At 61.2% G+C, this 26,516-nt stretch carries 28 protein-coding genes; 22 read left to right on the forward strand and 6 right to left on the reverse strand.

Annotated elements, in window-relative coordinates; all coding sequences use genetic code 11:
• Positions 1-10: 10 nt before the first annotated feature.
• Positions 11-655 carry a DNA-3-methyladenine glycosylase family protein gene (locus J1W56_RS11960; RefSeq protein ID WP_223613531.1) on the reverse strand — a complete coding sequence of 215 codons (645 nt, stop codon included), beginning with the start codon at positions 653-655 and terminating at the stop codon, positions 11-13.
• A 73-nt stretch (positions 656-728) separates the two neighbouring features.
• Between J1W56_RS11960 and gluQRS the strand changes: the two genes are divergently transcribed.
• Together gluQRS and J1W56_RS11970 are read left to right on the forward strand one after the other, a co-directional pair.
• Positions 729-1,604: a tRNA glutamyl-Q(34) synthetase GluQRS gene (gene gluQRS, locus J1W56_RS11965; protein ID WP_223613532.1), complete on the forward strand. Its 876-nt coding sequence runs from the start codon at positions 729-731 to the stop codon at positions 1,602-1,604.
• An 87-nt stretch (positions 1,605-1,691) separates the two neighbouring features.
• Positions 1,692-2,576, forward strand: a complete 885-nt coding sequence (locus tag J1W56_RS11970) for a DMT family transporter (protein ID WP_223613533.1) — start codon at positions 1,692-1,694, stop codon at positions 2,574-2,576.
• On the opposite strand, the gene J1W56_RS11975 is transcribed toward J1W56_RS11970, so the two are convergent.
• On the reverse strand, positions 2,543-3,397 hold the full coding sequence (locus J1W56_RS11975; protein ID WP_223613534.1) for a YihY/virulence factor BrkB family protein: 855 nt from the start codon (positions 3,395-3,397) through the stop codon (positions 2,543-2,545). The two genes, J1W56_RS11970 and J1W56_RS11975, sit on opposite strands and share 34 nt — an antisense overlap.
• Positions 3,398-3,513: 116 nt before the next feature.
• Between J1W56_RS11975 and J1W56_RS11980 the strand changes: the two genes are divergently transcribed.
• The 11 genes from J1W56_RS11980 to J1W56_RS12030 all read left to right on the forward strand — a co-directional run bounded on the left by J1W56_RS11980 (position 3,514) and on the right by J1W56_RS12030 (position 13,619).
• Positions 3,514-4,347, forward strand: coding sequence for an SDR family oxidoreductase (locus J1W56_RS11980; RefSeq protein WP_223613535.1), 834 nt, complete (start codon positions 3,514-3,516; stop codon positions 4,345-4,347).
• Positions 4,348-4,375: 28 nt separating this feature from the next.
• A complete protein-coding gene (locus J1W56_RS11985) occupies positions 4,376-4,573 on the forward strand; it encodes a twin transmembrane helix small protein (protein ID WP_105734544.1) in 198 nt (65 codons plus the stop codon).
• Between the two features lie 14 nt (positions 4,574-4,587).
• On the forward strand, positions 4,588-5,169 hold the full coding sequence (locus J1W56_RS11990) for a cob(I)yrinic acid a,c-diamide adenosyltransferase (protein ID WP_223613536.1): 582 nt from the start codon (positions 4,588-4,590) through the stop codon (positions 5,167-5,169).
• A 17-nt stretch (positions 5,170-5,186) separates the two neighbouring features.
• Positions 5,187-5,948 (forward strand): rhomboid family intramembrane serine protease, encoded by a 762-nt coding sequence (locus tag J1W56_RS11995; protein WP_223613537.1) that lies wholly within the window; start codon positions 5,187-5,189, stop codon positions 5,946-5,948.
• Between the two features lie 362 nt (positions 5,949-6,310).
• Complete coding sequence (locus tag J1W56_RS12000; RefSeq protein WP_223613538.1) at positions 6,311-7,060, forward strand: electron transfer flavoprotein subunit beta/FixA family protein; 750 nt, start codon at positions 6,311-6,313, stop codon at positions 7,058-7,060.
• Positions 7,061-7,081: 21 nt separating this feature from the next.
• The gene (locus J1W56_RS12005; protein WP_223613539.1) at positions 7,082-8,011 is read left to right on the forward strand and encodes an electron transfer flavoprotein subunit alpha/FixB family protein; all 930 of its coding nucleotides are present in this window, start codon (positions 7,082-7,084) and stop codon (positions 8,009-8,011) included.
• A gap of 100 nt (positions 8,012-8,111) precedes the next feature.
• The gene (locus tag J1W56_RS12010) at positions 8,112-8,993 is read left to right on the forward strand and encodes a 3-hydroxybutyryl-CoA dehydrogenase (protein WP_223613540.1); all 882 of its coding nucleotides are present in this window, start codon (positions 8,112-8,114) and stop codon (positions 8,991-8,993) included.
• Positions 8,994-9,178: 185 nt separating this feature from the next.
• Positions 9,179-10,219 carry a TerC family protein gene (locus tag J1W56_RS12015; protein ID WP_223613541.1) on the forward strand — a complete coding sequence of 347 codons (1,041 nt, stop codon included), beginning with the start codon at positions 9,179-9,181 and terminating at the stop codon, positions 10,217-10,219.
• Positions 10,220-10,240: 21 nt separating this feature from the next.
• A complete protein-coding gene (locus J1W56_RS12020; protein ID WP_223613542.1) occupies positions 10,241-10,879 on the forward strand; it encodes an exopolysaccharide biosynthesis protein in 639 nt (212 codons plus the stop codon).
• 2 nt (positions 10,880-10,881) lie between these two features.
• Positions 10,882-11,358, forward strand: a complete 477-nt coding sequence (locus J1W56_RS12025; RefSeq protein WP_223613543.1) for a YaiI/YqxD family protein — start codon at positions 10,882-10,884, stop codon at positions 11,356-11,358.
• Positions 11,359-11,669: 311 nt separating this feature from the next.
• Positions 11,670-13,619 carry a DEAD/DEAH box helicase gene (locus J1W56_RS12030; RefSeq protein ID WP_223613544.1) on the forward strand — a complete coding sequence of 650 codons (1,950 nt, stop codon included), beginning with the start codon at positions 11,670-11,672 and terminating at the stop codon, positions 13,617-13,619.
• A gap of 234 nt (positions 13,620-13,853) precedes the next feature.
• Here J1W56_RS12030 and tlpA read toward each other — a convergent pair whose 3' ends face one another.
• The gene (tlpA, locus tag J1W56_RS12035) at positions 13,854-14,534 is read right to left on the reverse strand and encodes a thiol:disulfide interchange protein TlpA (RefSeq protein WP_223613545.1); all 681 of its coding nucleotides are present in this window, start codon (positions 14,532-14,534) and stop codon (positions 13,854-13,856) included.
• A gap of 46 nt (positions 14,535-14,580) precedes the next feature.
• Here tlpA and argH point away from each other — a divergent pair, with 46 nt between their 5' ends.
• The 4 genes from argH to J1W56_RS12055 all read left to right on the forward strand — a co-directional run bounded on the left by argH (position 14,581) and on the right by J1W56_RS12055 (position 20,205).
• Positions 14,581-15,981, forward strand: a complete 1,401-nt coding sequence (gene argH, locus J1W56_RS12040) for an argininosuccinate lyase (RefSeq protein ID WP_223613546.1) — start codon at positions 14,581-14,583, stop codon at positions 15,979-15,981.
• Positions 15,982-16,060: 79 nt separating this feature from the next.
• The gene (gene lptM, locus J1W56_RS12045) at positions 16,061-16,249 is read left to right on the forward strand and encodes an LPS translocon maturation chaperone LptM (RefSeq protein ID WP_223613547.1); all 189 of its coding nucleotides are present in this window, start codon (positions 16,061-16,063) and stop codon (positions 16,247-16,249) included.
• A gap of 11 nt (positions 16,250-16,260) precedes the next feature.
• Positions 16,261-17,526, forward strand: a complete 1,266-nt coding sequence (gene lysA, locus J1W56_RS12050; RefSeq protein WP_223613548.1) for a diaminopimelate decarboxylase — start codon at positions 16,261-16,263, stop codon at positions 17,524-17,526.
• A gap of 129 nt (positions 17,527-17,655) precedes the next feature.
• Positions 17,656-20,205, forward strand: coding sequence for a TIGR02302 family protein (locus J1W56_RS12055; protein ID WP_223613549.1), 2,550 nt, complete (start codon positions 17,656-17,658; stop codon positions 20,203-20,205).
• Between the two features lie 82 nt (positions 20,206-20,287).
• On the opposite strand, the gene hpt is transcribed toward J1W56_RS12055, so the two are convergent.
• Both hpt and J1W56_RS12065 read right to left on the reverse strand, forming a co-directional pair.
• Entirely contained in the window at positions 20,288-20,824 is a 537-nt protein-coding gene (gene hpt / locus J1W56_RS12060; RefSeq protein WP_223613550.1) for a hypoxanthine phosphoribosyltransferase, read from the reverse strand.
• Positions 20,825-20,950: 126 nt separating this feature from the next.
• The gene (locus tag J1W56_RS12065) at positions 20,951-21,283 is read right to left on the reverse strand and encodes a hypothetical protein (protein WP_223613551.1); all 333 of its coding nucleotides are present in this window, start codon (positions 21,281-21,283) and stop codon (positions 20,951-20,953) included.
• Positions 21,284-21,507: 224 nt separating this feature from the next.
• On the opposite strand from J1W56_RS12065, the gene ftsE reads away from it, so the two are divergent.
• The 4 genes from ftsE to J1W56_RS12085 all read left to right on the forward strand — a co-directional run bounded on the left by ftsE (position 21,508) and on the right by J1W56_RS12085 (position 24,797).
• Entirely contained in the window at positions 21,508-22,131 is a 624-nt protein-coding gene (ftsE, locus tag J1W56_RS12070) for a cell division ATP-binding protein FtsE (RefSeq protein WP_245421113.1), read from the forward strand.
• Complete coding sequence (locus tag J1W56_RS12075; RefSeq protein WP_223613552.1) at positions 22,124-23,122, forward strand: cell division protein FtsX; 999 nt, start codon at positions 22,124-22,126, stop codon at positions 23,120-23,122. The genes ftsE and J1W56_RS12075 overlap by 8 nt, the downstream gene beginning before the upstream one ends.
• A 107-nt stretch (positions 23,123-23,229) precedes the next feature.
• Positions 23,230-23,943, forward strand: coding sequence for a YdcF family protein (locus tag J1W56_RS12080; RefSeq protein ID WP_223613553.1), 714 nt, complete (start codon positions 23,230-23,232; stop codon positions 23,941-23,943).
• Between the two features lie 68 nt (positions 23,944-24,011).
• Positions 24,012-24,797 (forward strand): lysophospholipid acyltransferase family protein, encoded by a 786-nt coding sequence (locus J1W56_RS12085; protein WP_223614117.1) that lies wholly within the window; start codon positions 24,012-24,014, stop codon positions 24,795-24,797.
• An 86-nt stretch (positions 24,798-24,883) separates the two neighbouring features.
• Here J1W56_RS12085 and J1W56_RS12090 read toward each other — a convergent pair whose 3' ends face one another.
• The gene (locus J1W56_RS12090) at positions 24,884-25,411 is read right to left on the reverse strand and encodes a gamma-glutamylcyclotransferase (protein WP_223613554.1); all 528 of its coding nucleotides are present in this window, start codon (positions 25,409-25,411) and stop codon (positions 24,884-24,886) included.
• 64 nt (positions 25,412-25,475) lie between these two features.
• Here J1W56_RS12090 and J1W56_RS12095 point away from each other — a divergent pair, with 64 nt between their 5' ends.
• Positions 25,476-26,495 carry a DUF2125 domain-containing protein gene (locus J1W56_RS12095; RefSeq protein WP_223613555.1) on the forward strand — a complete coding sequence of 340 codons (1,020 nt, stop codon included), beginning with the start codon at positions 25,476-25,478 and terminating at the stop codon, positions 26,493-26,495.
• The last annotated feature ends 21 nt before the right edge of the window (positions 26,496-26,516 follow it).

Raw genomic sequence — 26,516 nt, forward strand, 5'->3', positions numbered from 1 at the left:
TATTTCAACTTCATCCAACCGGTGTGCCATCCCGGCCACGGGTTGCGGCGTAATAAGCCCAGAAAAGCCGGGCCGCGACACCCCTCCACGGCGACCAGCGCTCCGCCAAAAGACGCAGGGATTTCGAATCAGGTTTCACTGATTCGGCATAGGCATGGGCATAGGCGTGCTGCAGGGCAACGTCGCCGGACGGGAAAACATCAGCATGTCCGGCCGAAAACAGGAGATAGACTTCCGCCGTCCACGGCCCGATGCCCTTCACATTTGTCATGACGGTCATGGCCTCGTCGATGGGGCGGTCGCACAGGTCGAACAGATCAAGCTCTCCGGCCATGATCGCCTCGCTGATCCGGGCCAGCGTCGCCTGCTTGGCGCGCGAAAGACCCGCGAGGCGCCAGGCCTCCTCCCCCGCCCTGACATAGTTTTCGGGGGTCAGCGGATCGACATGCTGGATCAGCCGCTTCCAGATCGAATCGGCACTGGCCTTCGATACCTGCTGCGAGACGATGACCGAGGCAAGGCTCTCGAAACCCGGCACCCGCCGCCGCAGCGGCAACGGCCCTGCCCGCTCGGCAATCGCCGCCAGTTCGGGGTGTGCCGCCAAGAGGGCCGTCAGCCCTTCCGCAACATCGTCAAGCGTGTCTATTCTGCGCATGGAACCGTTCACTTTTCATCTCGGAACAAACACCGTATCAATCGACAAGGTCCTCACGCAAGAATCCCAGTTCATGACTGTCCCGGTTTTCCGCTTTGCTCCCAGTCCCAATGGCCACCTGCATCTCGGCCATGCCTATTCCGCCCTGCTCAACCGGCAGATGGCGCAGGCGGCCGGCGGGCGGCTTCTGCTGCGCATGGAGGATATCGACCGCGAACGCTGCACGCCCGAACTGGAAGCCGCCATGCAGGAGGATCTGCACTGGCTGGGACTTGACTGGGAAACGCCAGTGCGCCGCCAGTCGGAGCATTTCGGCGTCTACCGGGATGTGCTTGACCGCCTCATCCGCATGGACCTGGTATACCCCGCCTTCCTCAGCCGCGGCGACATCAAACGGGAAATGCAGAAAGCCACGGCCAAGGGGCTGGTATGGCCGCACGACCCGGACGGCGCGGCGCTTTATCCCGCAATCGACCGTACGATTTCCAAACGGGAGCGCCAGCGGCGTATGGATGACGGGCAGCCGTTTTCATGGCGGGTCCACATGGACCGCGCGCTTGCGCACGTGGGGGAACCTTTATTCTGGCATGAAACGGCGGATGGCGGGTCCGATATCGCAGCCCGGCCGCAGGATTGGGGCGACGTCATCATCGCCCGCAAGGACATGCCGACCAGCTATCACCTCTCCGTCGTCATCGACGATGCGCTGCAGGGCGTCAGTCATGTGGTGCGCGGCAGGGACCTGTTCCAGGCCACCGGCATCCACCGCCTGCTGCAGACCATCCTCGGACTGCAACCACCAATCTATCACCATCACAGGTTGATCCTCGATCACGACGGCCAGAAACTGTCCAAGAGCCGCAGGGATACCTCGCTGCGCTCCTTGCGCGCGGCAGGGGTGACGCGGGAAGACATCATCGGCCTGGCCGGATTGACACCACAGCCTTAGGACCTGGGCCGTAAAACAACATCTGGCTGCAAGACCGGCGTTCGTATAAACCTGCATCACAACTCATCCCGTGATCCGGTCCCCATCATGCCCGTCCGTTATTTTCCCGCCCTGTTCGTCCTCCTGTGGGCCACCGGCTTCATCGGCGCCCGCTATGCCATGCCCTACATGGAGCCGTTCCTGTTCCTGACGATCCGGTTTGTTATTGCCGGTGCCATTCTCGGCACGTGGGTCGTCATGGCCGGCAACCATTGGCCGAGCGGGCGCGGCGCCATGCACGCGATCATCGCCGGCTGCCTGATCCACGGCGTCTATCTCGGCGCCGTGTTCTGGGCGATCCACCGCGGCCTGCCCGCAGGCATGTCGGCGCTGGTGGTCGGGCTGCAGCCGCTGATCACGGCACTGATTGCCGGGGCCGTTCTCGGCGAGAAAATCCAGCCGCGTCATTGGGCCGGGCTGGCGGTCGGCTTTGTCGGCGTCGCCATGGTGCTCTGGCCTAAACTGTCGATTTCCGCCGATGGAATCACGCCGGCAACCGTCGGCGCGTCGATCCTTTCGGTGCTGGCCATCAGTGCCGGAACCGTTTGGCAGAAACGCTTTGTCGGCACCATCGACCTGAAGGCGGGCACGACGCTGCAATATCTCGGCGCGGCCGTGCTCACCGGCATCTTTTCGCTGCTGTTCGAAACCCACGCGGTGATCTGGGCCGCGCCTCTCGGCTTCGCGCTGTTCTGGCTGGTCTTCGTGCTGTCGATCGGCGCGGTGCTGCTGCTGATGGTCCTGATCAATCAGGGCGCCGTGTCGAAGGTCGCTTCGCTGTTCTATCTGGTGCCTGGCGTGACCGCCCTGATGGCCTATGTGCTTTTCGGCGAAACACTGACGCTGTTCCAGCTGTGCGGCATGGTGGTGGCAACCCTCGGCGTCGCGCTGTCGACGGGTCAGAAGCGCTTGGCGACCCTGCCCTCGCGATAGTGGATGATGGCGGCATTGACCTCGGCGCCGATGATGAAAATCGCGGCGATGATATAGAGGAAGACGATTGCCGCCATGATCGAGGCAAGGCCCGCATAGGTCGACACGTAGGATGCGAACGTCTCGAGATAGCTCGCGAAAATCGATGCGCCGACGATCCACGCCAGCAGGGTCACGAGGATCCCCGGCAGGATATCGATGAGCTTGCGCCGCCCCGCCGGCAGCCACAGATGCGCCACCAGCAGCCCGACGATCAGCACGGCGGAAGCAATGCAGTAACGCCAGAAGCCGATGGTGCCGGACAGAACGTCAAGCTCGGGAACCCATTTGCTGGCGATGCGCACCGCCAGCGGCGCCAGCACCAGGAGAAAGCTGATGGCCATGATGCCGACGGTGGCCACGATCACATAGCCCAAGCTTTGCAGGCGGCAATAGATGATCGAGCGTGTATCGACCACCCGGTAGGCGCGGTTGAGTGCGATGCGCAGCGCTTCGATGCCGTTGGAGGCAAAATAGGCGGCTGCGATCACGCTGATGGTCAGAAGCCCGCCGCGCTGGACGTTGAGAACATTGCGAACCTCCTGCGCAATCGGCCGGGCGATTACCTCGGGCCAGGTGTCGAACACCACATGCACCGCCGTATCGGTAAAGGCGCTGGCGCCGAGAAAGCTGGCAAGCGAGGTGGCGAAAATCAGAAACGGAAACAGCGCCAGGATGCCCGACAGCGCCACGTGGCTTGCCAGAGCCCAGCCGTCATCCGTGCTGAAATGCCTCAATGTGTCGAAGGTCACCCGCCGGAGAAAAACATATACTCTACGCATTGAAAATGGTTTGTCCCTTTAGTGCGGGTCCGGCCCCTCGTGACATTGCAAGGCGCGGGCGAATATGTGAAGTCTTTTTTTGATTTTACCATTCGGTTTGCAGCAATCGGAAAAGAATGACCAGTTCCAGAACGATTTTGATCACAGGATGTTCCAGCGGCATCGGCGCCCATTGCGCCCGCGCCCTCAAGGCGGATGGCTGGCAGGTCTTTGCAACGGCGCGGCGAAACGAGGATATCGCAGCGCTTCAAGCCGACGGCCTTTCAGCCCATTATCTCGATTATCGCGAACCGGATTCCATCCGGGCGCTCGTTGACGATGTGCTCGCCGCGACCGGCGGCACACTCGATGCGCTTTACAACAATGGCGCCTATGCGTTGCCGGGCGCCGTGGAAGACCTGCCCATCGAAGGCTTACGCGAACAGTTCGATGCCAATTTCTTCGGCTGGCATGAGCTGACCCGGCACATCGTCCCGGTGATGCGCCGTCAGGGCCATGGGCGAATCGTGCATTGCTCGTCGATTCTCGGGCTCGTGCCGATGAAGTGGCGCGGGGCCTATGTCGCGTCGAAATTCGCGCTGGAAGGCCTGATGCTGGTCCAGCGCATGGAACTTGAAGGCTCCGGCATCCATGTCTCCCTGATCGAGCCGGGACCGATTGCCTCGCGCTTCACCTACAATGCGCTGCAGCAGATCGAGAAATACATCGATGTCGAGAACTCGGTGCATCGCGCGGATTATCAGAAGCAGATTGCCCGCCTGTCGCAGGGCGGCACCAAGTCCCGCTCCAAGCTTGGCCCGGAAGCGGTCTACACCGTGCTGAAGGACGCGCTGGAAAATCCGCGTCCCAAACCGCATTATCTCGTCACGCGCCCCGCGAAATTTGCGGTTCTTGCCCGCAGATTTCTGTCGTCGCGTGCGCTATACCGCATGCTTGCCGGCCAGTCCTGAAAGCGCTCCGGCCTGAAAAGGAAAAACCATGGATATCATCTTCAAGTTTCTGGCAGTCGTTGCCATTGCCGCCGTCACCGTCGTGCTTCTGATCGGTCTGCGCAACATGATGAAGGGCGGCGATGCCAACTTTTCCAACAAGATGATGCAGCTGCGCATTTTCCTGCAGCTGGTGGCGATCATTCTCATCGTCGGCGCGATTTACTTCCACCGCGCCGCCAGCTGACCGCGGGACAGGCCATGGTCAAGCTCAACAGGATCTACACCAGGACCGGCGATGACGGCACCACCGGGCTCGGCAGCGGCGAGCGCCGTCTGAAGCACGACCTGCGCGTCGAAGCCTATGGCACGGTCGATGAAGCCAATGCCTGCGTGGGGCTGGCGCGGCTGCATACGGCGGAGCAGTTTCCGGAAATCGACGCCATGCTCGCCCGCATCCAGAACGATCTGTTCGATCTCGGCGCCGATCTGGCTACACCCGATACCGGGGAAAAGCTTGCATACGAACCGTTGCGCATTATCGACACCCAGGTCGCGCGCATCGAAGCGGATATCGATCTGTTGAATGAAAAGCTGGCACCGCTGCGCTCCTTCGTCCTGCCGGGCGGATCGGCGGCCTCCACTGCCCTGCATCTGGCGCGCACGGTGGCAAGGCGTGCCGAACGGCACATGGTGGCGCTGGCGCAAAGGCCTGATGAGGCCGTCACACCAGCCGCGCTCAAATACATCAACCGCGTTTCCGATTTTCTCTTCGTCGCCGCACGAGCCGTCAATGACAATGGCGCGAAGGACGTGTTATGGGTGCCCGGTAAGAACCGCTGAACGGGGGAACGGCGCCGATGTTCATTCCACTCTACGACGCCAACAGCCTCAAATACATCAAGCTGCAATATGTCACCCTGGCGCTGATTGCCCTCAATGTCATCATCTTCGGCCTGACGAGCCTCGCCGGGGCAGATTCAAAGACCGCCTCCATCGGCTTTGGCTATATCCCGTCGGTGGCGCACCATATGACGGTGCTGCCGCCGCGATATGATTTCGTGCCGCCCGCTTTCACCTATGTCACCTATGCCTTCCTCCATGCCGATATCTTCCACTTGGGCGGCAACATGCTGTTCCTCTGGGTCTTCGGCGACAATGTCGAAGATGCCATGGGCCATATCAGGTTCCTGATTTTCTACCTGCTCTGCGCTGCCGCGGGCGCCTTCCTGCACGGTACGCTCGACCCGTCTTCCGAGGGGCCGCTGATCGGGGCATCGGCCGCCATCGCCGGCGTGATCACCGCCTATCTGATGCTGCATCCGCGTGTGCGGGTCTGGGTGCTGGCTTTCGGCCGGATACCCCTGCGCATCCCCGCGCTCTATCCGCTCGTCCTCTGGATCGGGCTCCAGTTCGTGATGCTCGTCACCCATGGCGAAGACCGCATTTCCTGGTCCGGCCATGTCGGCGGCATCATTGCCGGCGCCCTGCTCCTCATCCCGTTCAAACGCCGCAGCGTGCCGCTGTTTGACCGGGCGATCGTCTCGCCGCGCGCCGTTATCGTCGACAAGCAGCCGCCGCAAACGCCACCCGAACCGCCTTCACCCCGGTGGGGCCGTTGATCCCGCAAGTTTCAATCGTTTAAGCCCCAATAACAGCAAACTGGATGATTGACCTTTACGTTAGTCATATTTACGGTCCCGCACGATCCTGACACAGCCGCGGTCCGATTCTGACATTTGCACCCCTTTGATACAGGCCATTCAAGCAAATGTCAGAATCAAAGGACCACGGCCAAATGTATGCTTGTAGTGGAACGTGTGAATTTGACATTCGCATCTCTCGCGTGATGTCCAATGGGATGCGAATGTCAAATTCGTTCCACTAATGTGTCGTTTTTTTCACCTCAATGTCGGCATCCGGCAAGCGGGTGCCATTGCCCGGCAGTTAAATCTGTCTGCAGTTCTTATGAGAGGGAGTCCCCATGAAAGTCCTCGTACCGGTAAAGCGGGTAGTCGATTACAATGTGAAGATCAGGGTTAAGGGCGACGGTTCGGGCGTTGAGCTTGCCAACGTGAAGATGTCGATGAACCCGTTCGACGAAATCGCGGTCGAGGAAGCGCTGCGCCTGAAAGAGGCCGGCAAGGTCGAGGAAGTGGTCGTTGTCTCCATCGGACCTGCACAGGCGCAGGAAACCATCCGCACCGCGCTTGCCATGGGTGCCGACCGCGGCATTCTGGTCAAGGTCGACGACATCGTCGAGCCGCTTGCCGTTGCCAAGATCCTCAAGGGCATTGTCGAAGCCGAACAGCCGCAGCTGGTCATTCTCGGCAAGCAGGCCATCGACGACGATGCCAACCAGACCGGCCAGATGCTGTCCGCTTTGCTTGGCTGGAGCCAGGGCACCTTCGCCTCCAAGGTCGAACTCGGCAGCGATACCGCCAAGGTTACCCGCGAAGTCGACGGCGGCCTGCAGACCATCGAAATCAAGCTGCCGGCTATCGTCACGACGGACCTGCGCCTCAACCAGCCGCGCTATGCTTCGCTGCCGAACATCATGAAGGCGAAGAAGAAGCCGCTGGATGAAAAGACCGCAGCCGATTACGGCGTCGACACCAAGCCGCGCCTCAAGGTGCTGAAGACCGAAGAGCCGGGCGGCCGCAAGGCAGGCGTCAAGGTCAAGGACGTTGCCGAGCTCATCAGCAAGCTGAAGAACGAAGCCGGCGTTCTCTAAGGATCAGGAAAGGAATTTACCATGGCTATTCTTCTTTTTGCCGAACACGATAACGAGACCCTTTCCGACCAGACCGCCAAGGCACTGACCGCAGCGCTCTCCATCGGTTCCGATGTGCATGTTCTGGTTGCCGGCAAGGGCGCCAAGGGCGTTGCCGATCAGGCCGCCAAGCTTGCCGGTGTCAAGAAGGTCCTGCTGGCCGACAGCGACGATCTGGCCAACCGCCTGGCGGAAGCCACCGCGGCGCTGATTGTTTCGATCGCCGGCAATTATGACACGATCATTGCTGCCGCAACCACCAACGGCAAGAACATCCTGCCGCGCGTTGCCGCCCTGCTCGACGTCATGCAGATCTCCGACATCATCGAGGTCATCGCGCCCGATACGTTCAAGCGTCCGATCTATGCGGGCAATGCCCTGCAGACCGTCCAGGCGACCGATGCCAAGCGCGTCATCACCGTGCGCACCGCCACCTTTGCGGCCGCCGGCGAAGGCGGTTCGGCTCCGGTCGAGACTGTTGCGGCTGCCGCCAATCCGGGCCTGTCCACCTTCATCGAAGCCAAGCTTTCCGGCGGCGACCGTCCGGAACTGACCTCGGCCAGGATCATCATCTCCGGCGGCCGTGCCCTCGGCTCCAACGAGAAGTTCAAGGAAGTCATCCTGCCCGTGGCCGACAAGCTCGGCGCGGCCGTCGGTGCCTCGCGCGCCGCCGTCGATGCCGGTTACGCCCCGAACGACTGGCAGGTCGGCCAGACGGGCAAGGTGGTTGCGCCTGATCTCTACATCGCCGTCGGCATTTCGGGCGCGATCCAGCATCTGGCCGGCATGAAGGACTCCAAGGTCATCGTTGCCATCAACAAGGACGAGGAAGCACCGATTTTCCAGGTCGCCGATTACGGCCTGGTCGGCGATCTTTTCGTCATTCTGCCGGAACTCGAAAAAGCGCTTTGAATTTCATCGCAAGATTGAAATGAATCTGCATGGCCGGGGTAGACGAACGCTACCCCGGCCATTTAGTTTGGTGCTACAAAGAAAAGAAACGGATGGAAACATGGCTGGCTCGATCAAAACTGTAGGCATTGTTGGCGCGGGACAAATGGGCGGAGGAATCGCTCACGTCTGTGCACTGGCCGGATATGATGTTTTGATCCATGACCAGTCCGCCGACCAGCTGGAAAAGGCCATCGCCACCGTCAACGGCAACATGGCCCGGCAGGTTTCCCATGGCAAGCTCGAGGAAGCCGAGCGCGTCAAGGGCATGTCGCGCATCCGTCCGGCCCTGCGCATTGAAGACCTCGCCGGTGTCGATCTGGCCATCGAGGCCGCGACGGAGGACGAGACGGTCAAGCGCAAGATTTTTGCCCAGCTCTGCCCCAACCTCAATCCGGAAGCGATCCTCGCAACCAACACCTCCTCCATCTCGATCACGCGGCTTGCCGCCACCACGGACCGGCCGGAGCGCTTCATCGGCATCCACTTCATGAATCCGGTTCCGGTGATGAAGCTGGTCGAACTGATTCGCGGCATTGCCACGGAAAACGTCACGTTCGAGATCGCGCGCGAATTCGTTACCAGCCTCGACAAGACGCTGACGGTCTCCGAAGATTTCCCGGCCTTCATCGTCAACCGCATCCTGCTGCCGATGATCAACGAAGCCATCTACGTGCTCTACGAGGGCGTGGGCTCGGTCGAAGCCATCGATACGGCGATGAAACTGGGCGCCAATCACCCGATGGGCCCGTTGCAGCTTGCCGATTTCATCGGCCTCGACACCTGCCTGTCGATCATGCAGGTGCTGCATGACGGCCTCGCGGATTCGAAATACCGCCCCTGCCCGCTGCTGGTCAAATATGTCGAAGCCGGCTGGCTGGGGCGCAAGGCCGGGCGCGGCTTCTACGACTATCGCGGCGAGAACCCCGTTCCCACCCGCTGAGGGCGCCAAGCGCCGTTCAATCCGGCGGCCGCAGATTATTTATTTCATTCAAACCCTTGCATTGACCCCTGCCGCTCCCCAATTCAGGCAGAATTGCAGCACCGGGCCCCTCTGGCGAGAGTTACCGGCTCTCTCGTGATGTCGGAGCTGTAATCTGGAACCGATGCCGGCGGATCATTTTTCACATGGAGCTTCTGTTTGTTGATGCCATGGGCAAGCCCCTATGGATGTGGCTTGGCTTTTTTGCCCTTGTTCTTGTGCTTCTCGTCCTCGACCTGGGCGTTCTCAACCGAAAAAATCACGATATAGGCATGCGCCAGAGCCTTTTGCTCTCGGCGTTCTACATCAGTCTTGGCGTCGCCTTCGGCGGCTTCATCTGGTGGGAGCTGGGCAGCGAGTCCGGCATGCAGTACCTCACCGGCTTCGTCGTCGAGAAGAGCCTGGCGATGGACAATATTTTCGTCATTGCCATGATTTTCGGTTATTTCGCCATTCCCAAGCAATATCAGCACCGGGTGCTCGTCTACGGCATTCTCGGTGTTGTCATCCTTCGCGGCATCATGATCGCGGCGGGTGCGGCTATTGTCGAACAATATGAGTGGGTTCTCTATCTCTTTGCCGCGTTCCTGATCATCACCGGCATCCGCATGCTCATGGCCGGCGACGACGAGTTCGACGTCTCGGCCAATCCGGTCTTCAAGTTCATGCGCAAACGTTTCCGCGTCACCGACGAGCTGCACGGGCAGAAATTCATGATCCGGCGCACCGACCCGCATACGGGCAAGTCGAAGACATGGATTACCCCGCTGCTCCTGGCACTCGTCATGGTGGAACTGGCGGATGTGATCTTCGCGGTGGATTCCATCCCTGCGATTTTTGCCATCACCACCGATCCCTATATCGTCTTCACTTCGAACATCTTTGCGATCCTTGGCCTGCGTGCGCTGTATTTCGCGCTTGCAAGCCTTATCCATCGCTTCGTCTATCTGAAATATGCCCTGTCTCTCGTGCTGGTGTTCATTGGCGGAAAGATTTTCGTGGCTGACGCATTGGGGCTGGCAAAGATACCGCCGATGTGGTCACTCTCGATCACGCTCGGCATCCTTGCCGCCGGCATTTTCAGTTCGCTCTGGAAGACACGCAACGACGTGCCGGAACCCGAATTAACGATAGATGCAAAACCTGCCTCGACACCCTCTATCGCCGAGACAACGACGAAAGCATAATTGCATCGATGGAGAAGATGAATGAACGCTGACGGAAAACCGTATCATTGGGACCCCTTGGGTGACCCTGCGGAACGGCGTCTGTCCAGCATTCTGGTCAAGATCGGTGAAACAGACGCGGACAGGGTTTCGTTTGACGATATCCTGTCCGCGCTTTCCGAACGCAGCTTCGGCGCGCTGCTGATCCTCTTTGCCGCACTCAATCTGGTGCCGCTGCCGCCGGGGTCTTCGACGATCTTCGGCATTCCCCTGATCCTTCTTTCGCTGCAGATGCTGATCGGCCTGGAAAATCCGTGGTTCCCGGCCTTCCTGCGGAAGAAATCCCTGCGCACGGAAACCTATCGCCGCTTTGTCGGCAAGCTTGAACCGCTGCTCATCCGTTTCGAACGGCTGGCCCGCCCGCGCTACTGGCTGCTGCCGCAGGTCGTCATGGAGCGGATCGTCAGCCTTGCAGCGCTGGTCATGGCGCTCATCGTTGTGCTGCCTGTTCCGCTCATCAATCAGTTGCCGGCGCTCAGCATCATCCTGCTCAGCATTGGCCTCGGTGAACAGGATGGCGCATGGCTTGGCACCGGCTTTCTGGTGGCGGCGCTCGCCATCGGCTTTGCCATCGGCCTGGCTGCCTCCGTCGGCCTGGCCGCCCTCCACATCTTCGGTTGAGCATGAACGAGCAGAAAACCATCGCCATCTATGTCGACGCCGACGCCTGTCCGGTGAAAGCCGAGATTTACCGCGTTGCCGAGCGCTACGGCGTCAAGGTCTACGTTGTTTCCAATTCCCTCATGACCATTCCGCGCGATCCGATGATCGAACGCGTCATCGTCAGTGACGGTTTCGATGCGGCCGATGACTGGATCGCCGAACGGGTATCGCGCGGCGATGTGGTGGTGACCGCCGACATTCCACTGGCCAGCCGCTGCGTGAAGGCCGGGGCCGACGCCATCTCGCCGACCGGCCGCGCTTTCACCGAGGCCTCCATCGGCAACACGCTGGCTACGCGCAACTTGATGGACGAACTGCGCTCGGCCGGCCAGATCACCGGCGGCCCGCGGCCCTTTTCGCCCAAGGACCGCTCCAGCTTTCTCTCCGCGCTGGATCTGGCCATCGTCCGCCTGAAACGGGCCGGATTTGCTGTCTGAGGTTTCTGGCATCAGTATTGTGCGTGGTTCGACAGGCTCACCATGAGGGATGTGGTCTGACTGCAAGGCCAATTGCAAATGTTGCAGAATATGGCTCCCTGCAATCCTCACCCTCCCTCATGATGAGCCTGTCGAACCACCACCCACAACGAATTTGCACGGCTCCCCTGCATCGGCTCTCCATGCCCTGCCATTGACGAAATGAGCGATAACCTCTACGAGAGCGCAACAAAGCTATATGCGTGCCGCTCGTGCCCCAACATATGCCGAGCCGAAAACACCAGCCCAAACACGTACTTGAAAGTTCATTAATGACTATTTTCGATTCTATCGCCCCGGCGCTGTCCGGTGCATTGGCAGCCCGTGGTTACGAGACCCTGACGCCGGTGCAGACAGCTGTGCTTGCTCCGGAAGCGGACGGTGCGGACCTTCTCGTCTCCGCCCAGACCGGTTCCGGCAAGACCGTCGCGTTCGGCATTGCCATCGCACCGACGCTGCTCGAAGGCGAAGACCGCTTCACCTCCATCGGCGCACCCTATGCGCTGGTGATTGCCCCGACCCGCGAGCTTGCCCTGCAGGTGCGCCGCGAGCTGGAATGGCTCTACGAGAAGACCGGCGCCCGCATCGCATCCTGTGTCGGCGGCATGGACATGACCAAGGAACGCCGCGCATTGCAGGGCGGTGCCCATATCGTTGTCGGCACGCCCGGCCGTCTGCGCGACCACATTACCCGCGGCTCGCTCGACATGACCGAGCTGCGCGCCGTGGTGCTCGACGAAGCCGATGAAATGCTCGACCTCGGTTTCCGCGAAGACCTCGAATTCATCCTCGGCGAAGCGCCGAAGGAACGCCGCACGCTGATGTTCTCGGCCACGGTGCCGAAACCGATTGCCCAGCTGGCAAAACAGTTCCAGAACGATGCACTGCGCATCACCGCGACCAGCGAAAAGTCCCAGCACAGCGATATTGAATATCACATCATGCCGGTGGCACCGCGTGAGCGCGAAAATGCGATCATCAATGCGCTGCTGTTTTACGATGCCCAGAACACCATCGTGTTCGGTGCGACCCGCGAAGCGGTCAAGCATCTGACCAGCCGCCTGTCCAATCGCGGCTTTTCCGTTGTTTCGCTCTCCGGCGAACTCAGCCAGGCCGAGCGCACCAATGCGCTGCAGGCCATGCGCGACGGCCGTGCCCGCGTTTGCGTGGCCACCGACGTGGCCGCACGCGGCATCGACCTGCCCAATCTCGATCTCGTCATCCATGCCGACCTGCCGACCAACCCGGACACGCTGCTGCACCGCAGTGGCCGTACCGGCCGCGCGGGCCGCAAGGGCATCTGCGTGCTGATCGTGCCGGCCTCGCGCCGCCGTTCGGCCGAACGGCTGCTGCAGATGGCAAAGCTCAGCACCACGATGGTGCCGCCGCCGGATGCCGCTGCCATCAACAAGCGCAATCATGACCGCATCCTCAACGATCCGTCGCTGACCGAAGTCATGACCGACGAGGAAGGCGAATATGTCCGCGAGCTTCTCGGCCTGCATTCCGCCGAGCAGATTGCCGCCGCCTACCTGCGCCAGCAGATGGCCGCGCGTCCTGCACCCGAAGAACTGTCGAACACGCCAGCCCACGTTCTCGAGCCGATCCGCAAGGGCAGCTATGATGACCGGCCCGGTCGCAGTGACAGGAATGATCGCGCCGAGCGCGCGCCGCGTTCGGACCGTTTCGAACAGTTCGAGAGCGGTGCCTGGTTCTCGCTCAGCGTCGGCCGCAAGCAGCGCGCCGAGCCGCGCTGGCTGCTGCCGCTGATCTGCAAGGCCGGCGACATCACCAAGACCGACGTCGGTTCGATCAAGATTCTCGAGACCGAAACCCGCTTCGAGATCACGGCGAGCAAGGCCGACGCGTTTCTTGCCCGCATCAAGCAGTACGGCACCGGCGAAAAGGGTGTGAACATCACCCGCAGCGAGGGCGCAGGATCCTCTTCCCCGCGCAGCGATTTCAAGCCGAAGAAAAGCTTTGGCGAAAAGCGCGAATGGGATGACCGCAAGCCGCCCCGCGCCCGCGATGACCACCCGCGTGACGACAAGCCGAAAGCCGACTGGGCAGCCAAGCCCGCCAAGGCCAAGCCGGAAGGCTGGACCGCGGAAAAACCCGAAAAGGTGAAGAAGCCCAAGGAGCGCAAGCCCGGCGATCCCTCCGGCTTCGACAAGTACAAGGCCAAGAAGGCCCGCAAAGCCGCTGCCGGTCAGCCGGAATAATCAGATCTTCGGATTGAATGAACAATGAACCCGCCGCGGATGAAAATCCCGGCGGTTTTTTTGCAGGAACATTGTGCGTGGTTCGACAGGCTCACCATGAAGGAGGCTGCATTCTGCTGAGCACTGGATACCCTCATGGTGAGCCTGTCGAACCACGCACCGCAGCTTTGCCCCACCTTCTCAACAGCCAGACGCGACAGTGGGCGTGGCAATGGTCCGCCGCATTTCAAGCAATCACTGCGCCGCTATGGCCGCATCGATCAGACGCACGGCGTCATCGCTTTCCCACGGCGCGGGACCGTTCATGGCGGCAATCTGGCAGCCCTCCTTGTCGACGATCATCGTCACCGGCAGGCCGAACGCCAGGTTCTTGCGCTTGAGCTCATTGAACACGCCCATGGTCGGATCGCGGTAGAGCGCCAGTGATTTCACGCCGATATCAGCCAGGAAACCTTTCGGCTTCTGGTCATCGCCCGTATCGATATTGATCGTCACGACCTGAAAATTGTCGCCGCCCTTCTTGGTCTGCAGCGCATCGAGCGCCGGCATCTCTTCGCGGCAGGGCGCGCACCAGGTGGCCCAGAGATTGACAAGGACGGTCTTGCCCTTGAAATCCGCCAGCCGCATCGGCTTGCCGTCGGGTCCGGTGAAGGACAGTGCGGACATGGACTGCGGCTTCTCGGCCCCGCGCATGGCGGCGACGGCGCCCGTGGCGGCGGCATCGATCTTCCTCGCCGTATCGGTCTTGGCGGTGCATTGATCGGTCGTGTTTGTTCCGGCAACAATATTGCCAGAAGGCCGCTCCATCACGTATACCCCAACCGCACCGGCGACTATGCCTGCGAGCGCGGCAAGAACAATAATTTTCCTGCTGCCGCCTGAAGTGGTTTTCTGTGTTTCGTTGCCGTTGTCCATATCTTACACTTTCCGTCTATCCACCCCGGTTTACCCAAGGCTTACAATGTCCGACAAGAAAAACAGCAACGAAATGTGGGGAGGCCGTTTCGCCTCAGGTCCGGCCGCCATCATGGAAGAAATCAACGCTTCCATCGGGTTTGACCAGAAACTCTATGCCCAGGACATTCGCGGTTCACTTGCCCATGCAGCCATGCTTGCGAAAACCGGCATAATCGCGGCGGACGACCACGACAAGATCGCAAAGGGCCTGAACACGATATTGTCAGAGATCGAAAGCGGAAAGTTCGTTTTCTCACGCAAACTTGAAGACATTCACATGAATGTCGAGTCGCGTCTTGCCGAACTGATCGGCGCACCGGCCGGCCGCCTGCACACGGCGCGGTCGCGCAATGATCAGGTTGCCGTCGATTTCCGCCTGTGGGTCAAGGAAGAATTCCAGCGCACGGCAACCGCACTGAAAAAGCTGATCGAGGCTTTCCTGAAGCGCGCCGAGGAACATGCGGCAACCCTCATGCCCGGCTTTACCCATCTGCAGACCGCGCAGCCCGTCACCTTCGGCCATCACTGCATGGCCTATGTGGAAATGTTCGGCCGCGATCTCAGCCGGGTGAAGGACGCGATCGAGCGCATGGATGAATCGCCGCTCGGCGCCGCCGCGCTGGCGGGAACCGGCTTCCCCATCGACCGGCACATGACGGCGAAGGAACTCGGCTTCCGCGAACCCACGCGCAACTCGCTCGACAGCGTCTCTGACCGCGACTACGCGCTGGAATTCCTGTCGATGGCCGCCATTGCCGCCACGCATCTCTCCCGGCTGGCCGAGGAAATCGTCATCTGGTCGACGCCACAGTTCGGCTTCGTGCGCCTGTCCGATTCCTTCTCCACCGGCTCGTCGATCATGCCGCAGAAGAAGAACCCCGATGCCGCCGAGTTGGTGCGCGCCAAGACCGGCCGCATCACCGGCTCGCTCGTCGGCCTGCTGACCGTCATGAAGGGCCTGCCGCTGACCTATTCCAAGGACATGCAGGAAGACAAGGAAGCCGTGTTCGATGCGGCCGAAACCCTTGAGCTCGCTCTGGCCGCCATGACCGGCATGGTCGGCGACATGACGATCAACACCGCAGCCATGAAGAAGGCCGCCGGTTCCGGCTATTCCACCGCCACCGATCTGGCGGACTGGCTGGTGCGCGAGCTTGGCCTGCCCTTCCGCGAGGCCCACCATGTCACCGGCCGCGCCGTCGCGCTGGCGGAAGAGAAGAAGAGCGAACTCGGCAAGCTAACGCTGGATGACCTCAAGGGTATTCACCCCGGCATCACCGAGGCCGTGTTCGGCTACCTTACCGTGGACAAATCCGTGCGCAGCCGCAAATCCTATGGCGGCACGGCGCCGGAACAGGTGCGCAAGCAGATCAGGTTCTGGCAAAAACGCATCACGAAATCGTAAGTCCGACGATGGGGGATGCAAAGCGTTCCTCCATGCGTTAGACAGGACAACATACTTTCGGACGACAGGATCTAAATCGATGACAAGCCGTTCTTACCTCACGACAATTCTGATGGCGGTTGCAATCGTCAGCGCGGTGTCGGCCTGCGGCCGCAAGGGCCCGCTCGAATTGCCGCCCGCATCGGTGACCGCTCCGGCACCGGGCGAGCCGAAACCGGCCAGACCGCCCGTTCAAGACAAGCGCTTTTTCCTCGACTCCATCATCTAGGCAGATTTTTCGTGAATCATTTCGATTACAAGGACGGCGTTCTCCATGCCGAGGACGTCAGCATTCCCGATATCGCCAGCGCGGTCGGCACCCCCTTCTACTGCTATTCGACGGCCACCATCGAACGGCACTACAAGGTCTTTGCCGCGGCCTTTGCCGAAATGGATGCGCTGGTCTGCTACGCCTTGAAAGCCAATTCCAATCAGGCTGTCCTGAAGACCCTGGCGCGTCTCGGCTCCGGTGCCGACGTGGTATCGGAAGGTGAGATGCGCCGTGCCCTGGCCGCGGGAATTCCCGCAAGCAAGATCGTCTTTTCCGGCGTGGGCAAGAAGCCGGGCGAAATGGACTTTGCGCTGGCAGCGGGCATTCATTGCTTCAACGTTGAATCCGAGCCGGAGCTGGAACTCCTGTCCAGCCGCGCCGTGGCGGCGGGCAAGATTGCGCCGGTGTCCTTGCGCATCAATCCCGATGTCGATGCCAAGACCCACAAGAAGATTTCCACGGGCAAGTCCGAGAACAAGTTCGGCATTCCGCTGGCCAAGGCACGATCCGTCTACGCCCATGCGGCGCGGCTGCCCGGCCTGAAGGTGTCCGGCATCGACATGCATATCGGCAGCCAGATCACCGATCTGGAGCCGTTTGACGATGCCTTCGCCCTGCTTGCCCAGCTCGTCGGCGACCTCAAGGCCGACGGCCACGATATCAAGCATGTCGATCTCGGCGGCGGCCTCGGCATTCCCTATCACTTCGACAACAATCCGCCGCCCCTGCCCGACGCCTATGCGGCCATCGTCGCCCGGCATATCAAGCCACTCGGGCTCAAGACCATTTTCGAGCCGGGCCGCCTGATCGTCGGCAATGCCGGAATCCTGGTCAGCGAAGTGATCTTCGTCAAGGAAGGCGACGCGCGCAATTTCATCATCGTCGACGCGGCGATGAATGACCTCATCCGCCCGACGCTCTATGACGCGTTCCACACGATCCGTCCGGTCAAGGAGCCATCAGCGTCGCATCCGCGCATTCGCGGCGACATCGTCGGCCCGGTCTGCGAAACCGGCGACTATCTCGGTCTTGACCGCGACCTGCCGCGTCCGGCCCCCGGCGACCTGATCGCCATCGGCACGGCCGGTGCCTATGGCGCGGTTCAGTCGGGAACCTACAATACCCGCCTGCTGGTGCCGGAAGTGCTTGTCAGCGGCGACCGCTTCCATGTGGTGCGCCCGCGGACGACCTATGAGGAACTCATCGGTCTCGATTCCATACCGGACTGGCTCTGAAACCAGCCGGCACACAGAACGGTGAACGGCTTTTTGCGCCAAGGCCTCGCCTTTGCCACGATGAGTGGTATTCTTGACCAGCGTCAATGCGGTCATGATGGAATCGCAGGGTGACGAGATGGAGCAGGGATGACCGGTCAACACCCCGATGGGCGGGACGCTGAAAGGGTCAGGTTCGATATTTTCAAGAGTATCGATCGGCTCCGCTTGTCCGCGTGGCTGACCCTGGCCTTCGAGCGGTTATGGCCGCGGGTCCTGCCGCTGCTGCTTGTCGCTGCACTGTTCGTGATCGTCGCCTGGTTCGGCCTGTTCCGCATGATGCCGGATCTCGTCCGTCTCGGTCTGCTGACACTGTTTGTCCTGTCGCTTCCGGTGTGCCTCTATACCCTTTTGAGATTCCGCCTGCCCGAGCATGCCGATGTCAGCCGCCGCATCGAAGACGTCAACACGCTCGATCACCAGCCGATTGCCGTCCAGTCGGAAATCTTGGCGACCAGCACGGACGATCCCTTCGCACAGGCCCTGTGGGACGAGCACCGCAAGCGCATGGCCGAACGCATCAGAGGCCTGAAAACCGGCCTGCCCCGGACAAACATCCCGGAAATCGACCCCTGGGGCCTGCGGGCCGTGGTCGGGCTGCTTCTCGTCATCGCCTTCGCCTTTTCCGGCAGTCCGCTCGGCGGACGTCTCGGCGATGCATTCCAGAGTCACGGCAGCAGCAATGCGCTGCCGCCCCGCATCGACGCCTGGGTCACCCCGCCGCGCTATACGGGCCGCCCGCCGGTTTTCCTCACCTCGGCGGCCAATGACCAGGAAAAACAGTTCACCGTCCCCCAAAACAGCACGTTGACCATCCGCATCATCGGCGGCAACGGAACCGAACGGGTGACGCAGACCCTGCCGGACGGCAAGCCCGCCGACATTCCGGTCAAGCAGGACGCGAAGACGGCCGACGCCGCCCCGGCAAAAGACCAGCCGCGCAATTTCGAGCTGACCCTCGATACCAACGCCACAGTCGGACTGATCAACAACGGCACCGTGCATTCCGAATGGGCGTTTGCCGTGTTGCCGGACCAGCCGCCCACCATCCGCTTCACCAGGGAACCTTCCAGCGCCGTCAATGGCACGATGGAACTGACCTATGAAATCAGGGACGATTACGGTGCGGCCAGCGCGCAGGCGAAGGTCGAGCAGGTCCAGCCGACGGCAAAGGATGCAAGGCCGCTGTTCGAGGCCCCGGAAATCCCCCTCAGCCTGCCGAAGCGCGGCGCGGACGGCGGCGAGACCAAAACGACACGGGACCTGACCGAACATGTCTGGGCCGGGTCGGAAATCCGCATGACGCTTATTGCGGTTGACGATGCCGGGCAGGAAGGCCGGAGCGAGACCAAGACCCTTGTCATGCCGGAACGTCCCTTTGCCAATCCGCTGGCGCGCGCGGTGGTGGAACAGCGGCGCATGCTGGCGCTGAACGCCAATGCCAAGCCGGATGTGCTGAACATGCTGGATGCCATTACCCTGTGGCCGGAGGAGACCATCCGGAATCCCGCCCATTATCTGGGTTTGCGCAGCATCCGTTCCCGGCTGAACCTTGCCAGGAGCGATGATCAGTTGCGCGAGGTCGTCGCCTATATGTGGCAGGTGGCGCGCGGCATCGAAGACGGCGCCCTGTCCGACGCCGAGCGCAGCCTGCGCGAAGCCCAGGAGGCGCTGCGCCAGGCGATCGAGCAGAATGCCAGCCCCGAAGAAATCGACAAGCGCATGGCCGACCTGCGCAAGGCCATGAATAAATATATGCGCGAGCTTGCCCAGCAGGCCCAGCGCAATCCCAACATGGCGCAGGCGCCCGATCCCAATGCCCGCGAATTGCGGCAGGAGGATATCGACCGCATCCTCAAGCAGATCGAGGAACTGGCCAAGCAGGGCTCGAAGGAGCAGGCCCAGCAGTTGCTCTCGCAGCTCAACGACATGCTGAACAATCTGCAGATGCGCCAGGCCCAGGGCAAGAACGGCCAGGGCGACCAGATGAAACAGCAGATGGACAAGCTCGGCGACCTGATGCGGCGCCAGCAGAAAATGATGAACGAGACCCACAGGCTGGAACAGCAGCGCCAGAATGGCATGATGCAGGACAATGGCCAATTCGGCGGCCAGATGGGACAGGACGGCCAGCAGGGCCAGATGTCAGAGGAAGATATCGCCAAGGCGCTGAAGGGCCTGCAGGACGGCCAGGGCAAGCTGCAATCCGACCTGCAGCAGCTGATGGACGATCTGAACGGCCAGGGCGTTACGCCCAACAAGGATTTCGGCGACGCCGGAAAATCCATGGGAGATGCCCGGAAATCCCTCGGGGAGGCTGATGGCGGACAAGCGCTCGACCAGCAGAGCAATGCGCTGGATTCCCTGCGCAAGGGCGGACAGGACATGATGAAGCAGATGCAGGCCATGGGCCGGGCAGGCAAGCCGGGCGGTCCGCAGCAGAGTGACCGCGACCCCTTGGGACGGCCGTCCAAATCCAACAACGGCACCGATTTCGGGCCGGACCGGAACATGCTGCCCGGGCAGGCCGATATCCAGCGCGCCCGGCAAATCCTCGATGCCATCCGCGAGCGGCTCGGCAATGCGCTGAGCCCGCAGATGGAAAAGGATTATCTGGAACGCCTGCTGAAATTCAACTGAGACTAGTGGTCCGATTCTGACATTTGCATGCTGCGCGTGATGTGAAATGGGATGCGAATGTCAAATTCGTTCCACTAGAGCCTCAGTCCCGGACGACACCGACATAGGGCAGCTGCCGGAAGGAATGCCCGACATCCATGCCATAGCCGACGACGAAATAATCGGGGCATTCGAAGCCTTTGAAATCCGCTTCGATATCGGTTTTCCGCTTCACGCTCTTGTCCAGCAATACGGCGATGGAGACGCTGCGCGCGCCGCGCTCCAGCATCAGTTCGCGGGTGAATTTCAGCGTCCTGCCCGATTCCAGGATATCGTCGATCAACAGCACGTCGCGGCCGTGCACATCGCTGTCGATGTCGCGCAGCAGCCGCACTTCCTTGCTCTCGGTGCCCTTGCCATAGCTGGACACGGTGATGAACTCGACATCAGGCTCGGCGCCCGCATCGTGCATGGCGCGGATCAGGTCCGCCGCGAAGATGAACGATCCCTTGAGGATCGAGATCACCAGCAGGTTGTCAAACCGTTTTGCCACAATGTCCTGTGCCAGTTCAAGATTGCGCGTGGCGATCTCCTGCGCACTGAACAGAACATCGATATTCTTCTCGCCAACTTTCGGCATGCAACTCTTCCTGATTTTCCGATAAGCAAGGCTCCTGGAGCCTTTCCTGTTTGAAAGGCTCTATAGCCCGATATCGGCCGGAAAAGCAAAACCTCAGCGTTTTCCCGACCGGTCAATCGGCGCCGGTCAACGGATCAGGTTGCCTGCGGGCGCAGACACGCTCGTGCCAGGCATGTGGGGACCGGCGGCATGCCGCTGGCTGAAAAGCACATGCCCGCCGCAGATCCAGAACGTCGACGCCGCAACCAGGAGCACCAGCAGCCAATAGGCGAAGCCGGGCATGCGCGCCTGCGCCTCCTGCGACTTTTGGAGAATTGTCATGCGCTGGTTTACGGGGAAGTGTGCGTCCAGGCTTTGCCGGGAGGAAGGGGGTGACATGGATTCATAGATTGCGTCTTCCGCCCCGCCCTTGTCGAAGTGGAGCGCGGGGACAATATGCGAAACAGTTTCGCCGCTCATCGTTTTAAACCGTGCAATCACGTGTTTTCCGGTCGTTCTGCCATGTTGCAGTCATGATCCTCCGAATCATTGTGGCAGCCTATCGCCCAATAATTAATGTTTCGCCGAACGGATGCAGCGATTGATGGGTGGTCAAATCCGTCCGCGCTGAATAAAACACGCGTGGACAAGAAACTTGGAAAGTCAGCTTGATTCGTTTTGAGAATGTCGGTTTGCGATACGGGATGGGCCCGGAGGTTCTGCGTGACGTCAGCCTCCATATTTCACCCCGCTCGTTCCAGTTTTTGACCGGCCCGTCGGGCGCGGGCAAGACATCGCTGCTGCGCCTGCTGTTCATGACGCTGAAGCCGACGCGCGGTCTCATCACCGTCTTCGGCAAGGACATCGCGACCATCTCCTCCAAGGAAATGCCGCTCCTGCGCCGCCGTATCGGCGTGGTGTTCCAGGATTTCCGGCTGCTCGATCACATGACGACCTACCAGAATGTCGCCCTGCCGCTGCGGGTGCGCGGCAAGGAGGAAGCCACCTATCGCGCGGAAGTCGAGGAATTGCTGCACTGGGTTGGCCTGGGCGAACGCATGCACGTGCTGCCGCCGGTGCTGTCAGGCGGCGAGAAGCAGCGCGCCGCAATTGCCCGCGCCCTGATCGACCAGCCGGAAATCCTGCTGGCCGACGAGCCGACCGGCAATGTCGATCCGCCCCTTGCCCGGCGCTTGCTGCGCCTGTTCGGCGAGCTGAACCGTTCCGGTACCGCCGTGGTCATCGCCACCCACGATCTTACCCTGATGGATCAGGTCAATGCGCGCCGCATGATTCTCGATCAGGGGAGGCTCGACATCTATGATTGACGCCGCCCGCCTCAGGGAGCTGGCCGCGGATCTGACCGGTCGCGCCATCCAGCTTGTGCGCGGCAAGAACGGCCAGGCGCCCATCGTGCCCGCCGGCAATGTCGTCGGCCATGCCCTGATGATCGTGATCGCCATCATGACGTTCCTCGCCTGCCTGACCATCGGGGCGGTCAGTCTCGTCCAGTCGACCGCGGCGACATGGCAGAGCCAGATTTCGACCGAAGCCACCATCCAGATCCGTCCGGTCGAGGGCCAGGACATGGAAGCACTGCTCGTTCAGGCCGGCAAGCTTGCACAGGGCTTTTCCGGGGTCAAATCCACCCGCGTCATCGACCGGGCGGCCACGGCCCGGCTGCTGGAGCCATGGCTCGGCACCGGGCTCAACATCGATGATTTGCCCGTTCCGCGGCTGGTCGTGGTTACGCTCGACGAGGCCTCCCCGCCGGATTTCGCCTTGCTGCGCAGCGAACTCGTAAAGAACATCCCGGGCGCCAGTTTCGACGATCACCGCACCTGGGTCGACCGGCTCGTGTCCATGGCCCGTTCCACCGTGCTGATCGGCATGACGGTGCTCGGGCTGGTCATCGCCGCTACGGTTCTCACGGTGATTTTTGCCACGCGCGGCGCCATGGCCGGTAATGGTCACATCATCGAAGTGCTGCATTTTATCGGCGCGGAACAGAAATTCGTCGCCCGGCAGTTCGAGCGGCACTTTTTCTGGACCGCCCTGAAAGGCGCATTATGCGGCGGCGCGCTGGCCATCCTGATCTTTCTGCTCATCGGCTGGTGGTCGTCCCGCAATCTGGCAACGCCGGAAGCCGATCAGGCCACAGCCTTGTTCGGCAATTTTTCCATCGGGTCAGGCGGCTACACCGGCGTCGTGCTGATCATTCTCGCAGTCAGTGTTTTGACCATGATTACAACACGAATGACAGTCATAGCGCATTTACGCCAGGTCGACGGGCGCGCAGGCGACAGTCACGATACCTGAGCAATTTCGATTCAATTTGACGACATAAAATTCATGGGAGGTTTGCCGGCAAGGCTTATACACTCCCGGTGGCACGACTCTCGAACAAGGCAACGCGTGATCAGAAAATGGACGGCTCGGACGACAGCAACATCCAACCGCCGGCAGGCGCCGAAGCCCGCCCGCGCGGACTTGCGTCTGCATTGCGCAAGCGTGTTGCCCGCCCGTTCTTCCTGCTCGGCGTTCTGGCGCTCGGCCTGTTCCTCGGCGGGTTCATTGTCTTCAGCGATCATGTCAGCACCATGCAGACGCCTGAACTGGTTGAACCGGCTGATGGCATCGTCGTCCTGACGGGCGGCTATTCGCGCATTGAAGGCGCACTTGACCTGCTCAAGAACAAGCGTGGCAAGCGGCTTTTCATCAGCGGGGTCCATCCTTCGACCAAGCGCGGCGAGCTGCAGCGGGTAACGCGCGGCGATGCCACGCTGTTTGAATGCTGTGTCGACATCGACCGCTCGGCGCTCGACACGATCGGCAATGCCTCCGAGAGCATCAAGTGGGCCAAGGCCAACCAGTACACGCGCATCATTGTCGTCACCAACAATTACCACATGCCCCGGACACTGGTGGAGCTGCGGCGCGCCTCGCAGGAGATCGAGTTCATCCCCTACCCCATCGTCAACAGCGATCTGCGCAATGGCGACTGGCTGGCCCGCGGCCAGGTGGTGCGCGTGCTTGTCGTCGAATATGTCAAATATCTCGGCGCGGTCATACGCTCGGCCCTGCCCGACAGCCTTTCGGCGGGGACACAAACCTTCGTTCGATGGATCAGGGGCGGCTGATTGGGAGTTCACGGCGCGCGCAAGTTGGTATAACGAAGGCCTGACCAACCGCCATGACCGGGACCCCGATGACGATCATCCGATCAATTGTCTTCAATATCGCCTTCTATCTCAACCTGATCATCCAGATGATCATCTTCACGCCCTATTACTTCCTCAGCTCCCGCAGGAATGCCTGGAGCGTGCCGAAGAACTGGGCAAGGTCCAACCATTGGTTGCAGAAGGTTCTGGCCGGCACGGATCATGTGATCGAGGGCCTGGAGAACATTCCCGATGGCCCCTACATCTGCGCGCCCAAACATCAATCGTTCTGGGATGCTTATGCCTTCCTGCCGCAGATCGCCGATCCCGTCTATATTCTCAAGCGCGAGCTGATGTGGATTCCCCTGTTCGGCTGGTACATCCTCAAGATGAAGATGGTGCCGATCGACCGGGGCAAACGCTCGGTCGCCATGAAGACGGCGATCCGGGGGGCGCGGGACGCCGTTGCCCAGGGCCGCCAGCTGATGATCTATCCGGAAGGCACCCGCACCGCACCGGGTGCACCGCCTGCCTACAAATACGGCGTGGCGCATATCTATACCGAGCTCGGCGTGCCGGTTCTGCCGATCGCGCATGTTGCCGGACTGTACTGGCCGCGCCGCAAGTTCCGCCGCTATCCCGGTACGATCCGCTGCCGCATCCTGCCGCCGATCCAGCCGGGCCTCGACGCCGAGAGCTTCCTGAAAAAATTGCAGGAGGTGACGGAAGCCGCATGCGATGAACTGCTGATCGAGGCGGCCCGCTCGGAAAACCCGCCGCCCCTGCCGCCGACGGCAGTGCAGCGGCTGAAGGAGCTCGGGGTAACGGTCTGAGATTTCCGGGGGTCCGCAACACCGATGGTGCGCTTGTCGAACCACGCACGGCAGCTGCTGCAACTGGTAAAATTACAACCTGATCCCTAGCCGGGATTGCGGTCGATGGTGGCGACCAGGGTTTCGAACCAGTGGTCGCGGATATTCATCTTGCGCATGTGCTCCAGCGTATTGTGCACGTAATCCTCGTTGCGGCCGGACTGACCAACCGAGCCGCGCACGGTGGCGGCGGCCTGTTCAACCGTCAGCGCCCCCGCATACTGCACATGCCTGCGGTCGACCACATAGGTCAGCGCCTCGACCTTGCGGCCATCCCTCAGACGGACGGCCAGCCGCTTTTCCAGATAGACATTGGTGACCAGTTCCCGCTCGCGCAGATAGGCGACAACCTCGTCTTCAAGCTCGCCGGGAACCCGGAAGGCCAGGCCGAGGCAGGAACCGCCATGATCGAGACCGAGCACAAGCCCCGGCCGTTCCGGCGTGCCACGGTGCACGTAGGAACGCACGCACAGCGCCCGCCGATAGCCGTGCAGGCGCGCATGCATGGTTTCAACATGTGCAAAGCCTGGCTTCCACATCAGAGAACCGTAGCCAAAGACCCAAAAATCGCCCATATCCGTCCTGATAGCTGTACTTCATTGCGAAGCTTCTTCCCTGACCGATAGCGAGACCCGGACCATGACGTCAAGCACTGCCGACAAATCTTACAATGCCGGACGGCGTATCCGTTTCCTGGCCGCCGGTATCGTCCTCGTCGGCCTGCTCTATACGGGCGGGTGGTACTACGTGGCCAACATGCTGGAAACGCGGGTTGCCGCCAATATTGCCGGCCTGCAGGCCAAGGGCATCAACGCCGCGTGCGACAATGCGGCGGCCAGCGGCTATCCGTTCCGCCTCGGCCTCAACTGCTCCAAGGTGTCATGGGTCGACCAGGCGAAAAATGTTTCCGTCAGTGCCGGTGCCTTCCGCTCCGCCGCGCAGATCTATGCACCGTTCCACATCGTCAGCGAAATCGACGGCCCGGCTGCCGTCAGCGCTCCCGGCATGCCGCCGCTGGACCTGAACTGGGACAATTTGAAATCCAGCGTGCGGCTGGACAAGCCCATTCCGCAGCGCCTGTCGGTGCAGGGCCGCAACATCGTCGTCACCCAGCACAACCCGTCCGGTGCAGGCACACCGTTTGCCACCCTGAAGGACGGCCAGCTGCATTTCCGCGCCATGGAGCCGGTCATGGATATCGCCCTGTCGTTCAGCAGCCTGAAGGTTGCCGACAACACGGTCTACGACAAGCCGCTGCCCGAACTGACCGGCGCCGCCGATATCCAGATGGCAAACGGCTTTGCCCTGATCGGCAAGACGGAACGTGATCTGAGCATCCTGCGCGGACAGTCCGGCCTGTTGCGCAACGTGGACCTGGCCCTGCCCGACGGCAGCGGCATCGTCATATCGGGGCCCTTCTCCGTGGCGGACGACGGACGTATCAGCGGCGACTTCAAGATCACCCTGCGCAACCCGGAAAGCGTTGCCAATACGGCAAAGAGCATCTTCCCCGGTCAGGACAAGATCATTTCATCCGTGCTGCAGGCCATGGCCTTCGTGCCGAAGGATGCAAGCGGCGCGCCGACACTTCCCGTCTCGGTCAAGAACGGCAAGATGTCGGTCGGCTTCATCAGCATCGGCCGCCTGCCCTCGCTGTGAGGGCAAGTACAGCCGGCGCAG

This window comes from Phyllobacterium calauticae, assembly GCF_019991125.1.
Lineage (GTDB): Bacteria > Pseudomonadota > Alphaproteobacteria > Rhizobiales > Rhizobiaceae > Phyllobacterium > Phyllobacterium calauticae.

Excerpts from the sequence above, each read along its gene's own strand:
- J1W56_RS12030 (WP_223613544.1), top strand. The coding sequence starts at position 11,670 with ATGACTATTTTCGATTCTATCGCCCCGGCGCTGTCCGGTGCATTGGCA.
- argH (WP_223613546.1), top strand. The coding sequence starts at position 14,581 with ATGTCCGACAAGAAAAACAGCAACGAAATGTGGGGAGGCCGTTTCGCC.
- ftsE (WP_245421113.1), top strand. The coding sequence starts at position 21,508 with ATGGGCCCGGAGGTTCTGCGTGACGTCAGCCTCCATATTTCACCCCGC.
- J1W56_RS12000 (WP_223613538.1), top strand. The coding sequence starts at position 6,311 with ATGAAAGTCCTCGTACCGGTAAAGCGGGTAGTCGATTACAATGTGAAG.
- J1W56_RS12005 (WP_223613539.1), top strand. The coding sequence starts at position 7,082 with ATGGCTATTCTTCTTTTTGCCGAACACGATAACGAGACCCTTTCCGAC.
- J1W56_RS12075 (WP_223613552.1), top strand. The coding sequence starts at position 22,124 with ATGATTGACGCCGCCCGCCTCAGGGAGCTGGCCGCGGATCTGACCGGT.
- tlpA (WP_223613545.1), bottom strand. The coding sequence starts at position 14,534 with ATGGACAACGGCAACGAAACACAGAAAACCACTTCAGGCGGCAGCAGG.
- J1W56_RS11980 (WP_223613535.1), top strand. The coding sequence starts at position 3,514 with ATGACCAGTTCCAGAACGATTTTGATCACAGGATGTTCCAGCGGCATC.
- J1W56_RS11990 (WP_223613536.1), top strand. The coding sequence starts at position 4,588 with ATGGTCAAGCTCAACAGGATCTACACCAGGACCGGCGATGACGGCACC.
- lptM (WP_223613547.1), top strand. The coding sequence starts at position 16,061 with ATGACAAGCCGTTCTTACCTCACGACAATTCTGATGGCGGTTGCAATC.
- J1W56_RS12065 (WP_223613551.1), bottom strand. The coding sequence starts at position 21,283 with ATGAGCGGCGAAACTGTTTCGCATATTGTCCCCGCGCTCCACTTCGAC.
- J1W56_RS12095 (WP_223613555.1), top strand. The coding sequence starts at position 25,476 with ATGACGTCAAGCACTGCCGACAAATCTTACAATGCCGGACGGCGTATC.
- J1W56_RS11970 (WP_223613533.1), top strand. The coding sequence starts at position 1,692 with ATGCCCGTCCGTTATTTTCCCGCCCTGTTCGTCCTCCTGTGGGCCACC.
- J1W56_RS11975 (WP_223613534.1), bottom strand. The coding sequence starts at position 3,397 with ATGCGTAGAGTATATGTTTTTCTCCGGCGGGTGACCTTCGACACATTG.
- J1W56_RS11960 (WP_223613531.1), bottom strand. The coding sequence starts at position 655 with ATGCGCAGAATAGACACGCTTGACGATGTTGCGGAAGGGCTGACGGCC.
- gluQRS (WP_223613532.1), top strand. The coding sequence starts at position 729 with ATGACTGTCCCGGTTTTCCGCTTTGCTCCCAGTCCCAATGGCCACCTG.
- J1W56_RS12090 (WP_223613554.1), bottom strand. The coding sequence starts at position 25,411 with ATGGGCGATTTTTGGGTCTTTGGCTACGGTTCTCTGATGTGGAAGCCA.
- J1W56_RS11985 (WP_105734544.1), top strand. The coding sequence starts at position 4,376 with ATGGATATCATCTTCAAGTTTCTGGCAGTCGTTGCCATTGCCGCCGTC.
- J1W56_RS11995 (WP_223613537.1), top strand. The coding sequence starts at position 5,187 with ATGTTCATTCCACTCTACGACGCCAACAGCCTCAAATACATCAAGCTG.
- J1W56_RS12055 (WP_223613549.1), top strand. The coding sequence starts at position 17,656 with ATGACCGGTCAACACCCCGATGGGCGGGACGCTGAAAGGGTCAGGTTC.
- J1W56_RS12080 (WP_223613553.1), top strand. The coding sequence starts at position 23,230 with ATGGACGGCTCGGACGACAGCAACATCCAACCGCCGGCAGGCGCCGAA.
- J1W56_RS12085 (WP_223614117.1), top strand. The coding sequence starts at position 24,012 with ATGACGATCATCCGATCAATTGTCTTCAATATCGCCTTCTATCTCAAC.
- J1W56_RS12020 (WP_223613542.1), top strand. The coding sequence starts at position 10,241 with ATGAACGCTGACGGAAAACCGTATCATTGGGACCCCTTGGGTGACCCT.
- hpt (WP_223613550.1), bottom strand. The coding sequence starts at position 20,824 with ATGCCGAAAGTTGGCGAGAAGAATATCGATGTTCTGTTCAGTGCGCAG.
- J1W56_RS12025 (WP_223613543.1), top strand. The coding sequence starts at position 10,882 with ATGAACGAGCAGAAAACCATCGCCATCTATGTCGACGCCGACGCCTGT.
- J1W56_RS12010 (WP_223613540.1), top strand. The coding sequence starts at position 8,112 with ATGGCTGGCTCGATCAAAACTGTAGGCATTGTTGGCGCGGGACAAATG.
- J1W56_RS12015 (WP_223613541.1), top strand. The coding sequence starts at position 9,179 with ATGGAGCTTCTGTTTGTTGATGCCATGGGCAAGCCCCTATGGATGTGG.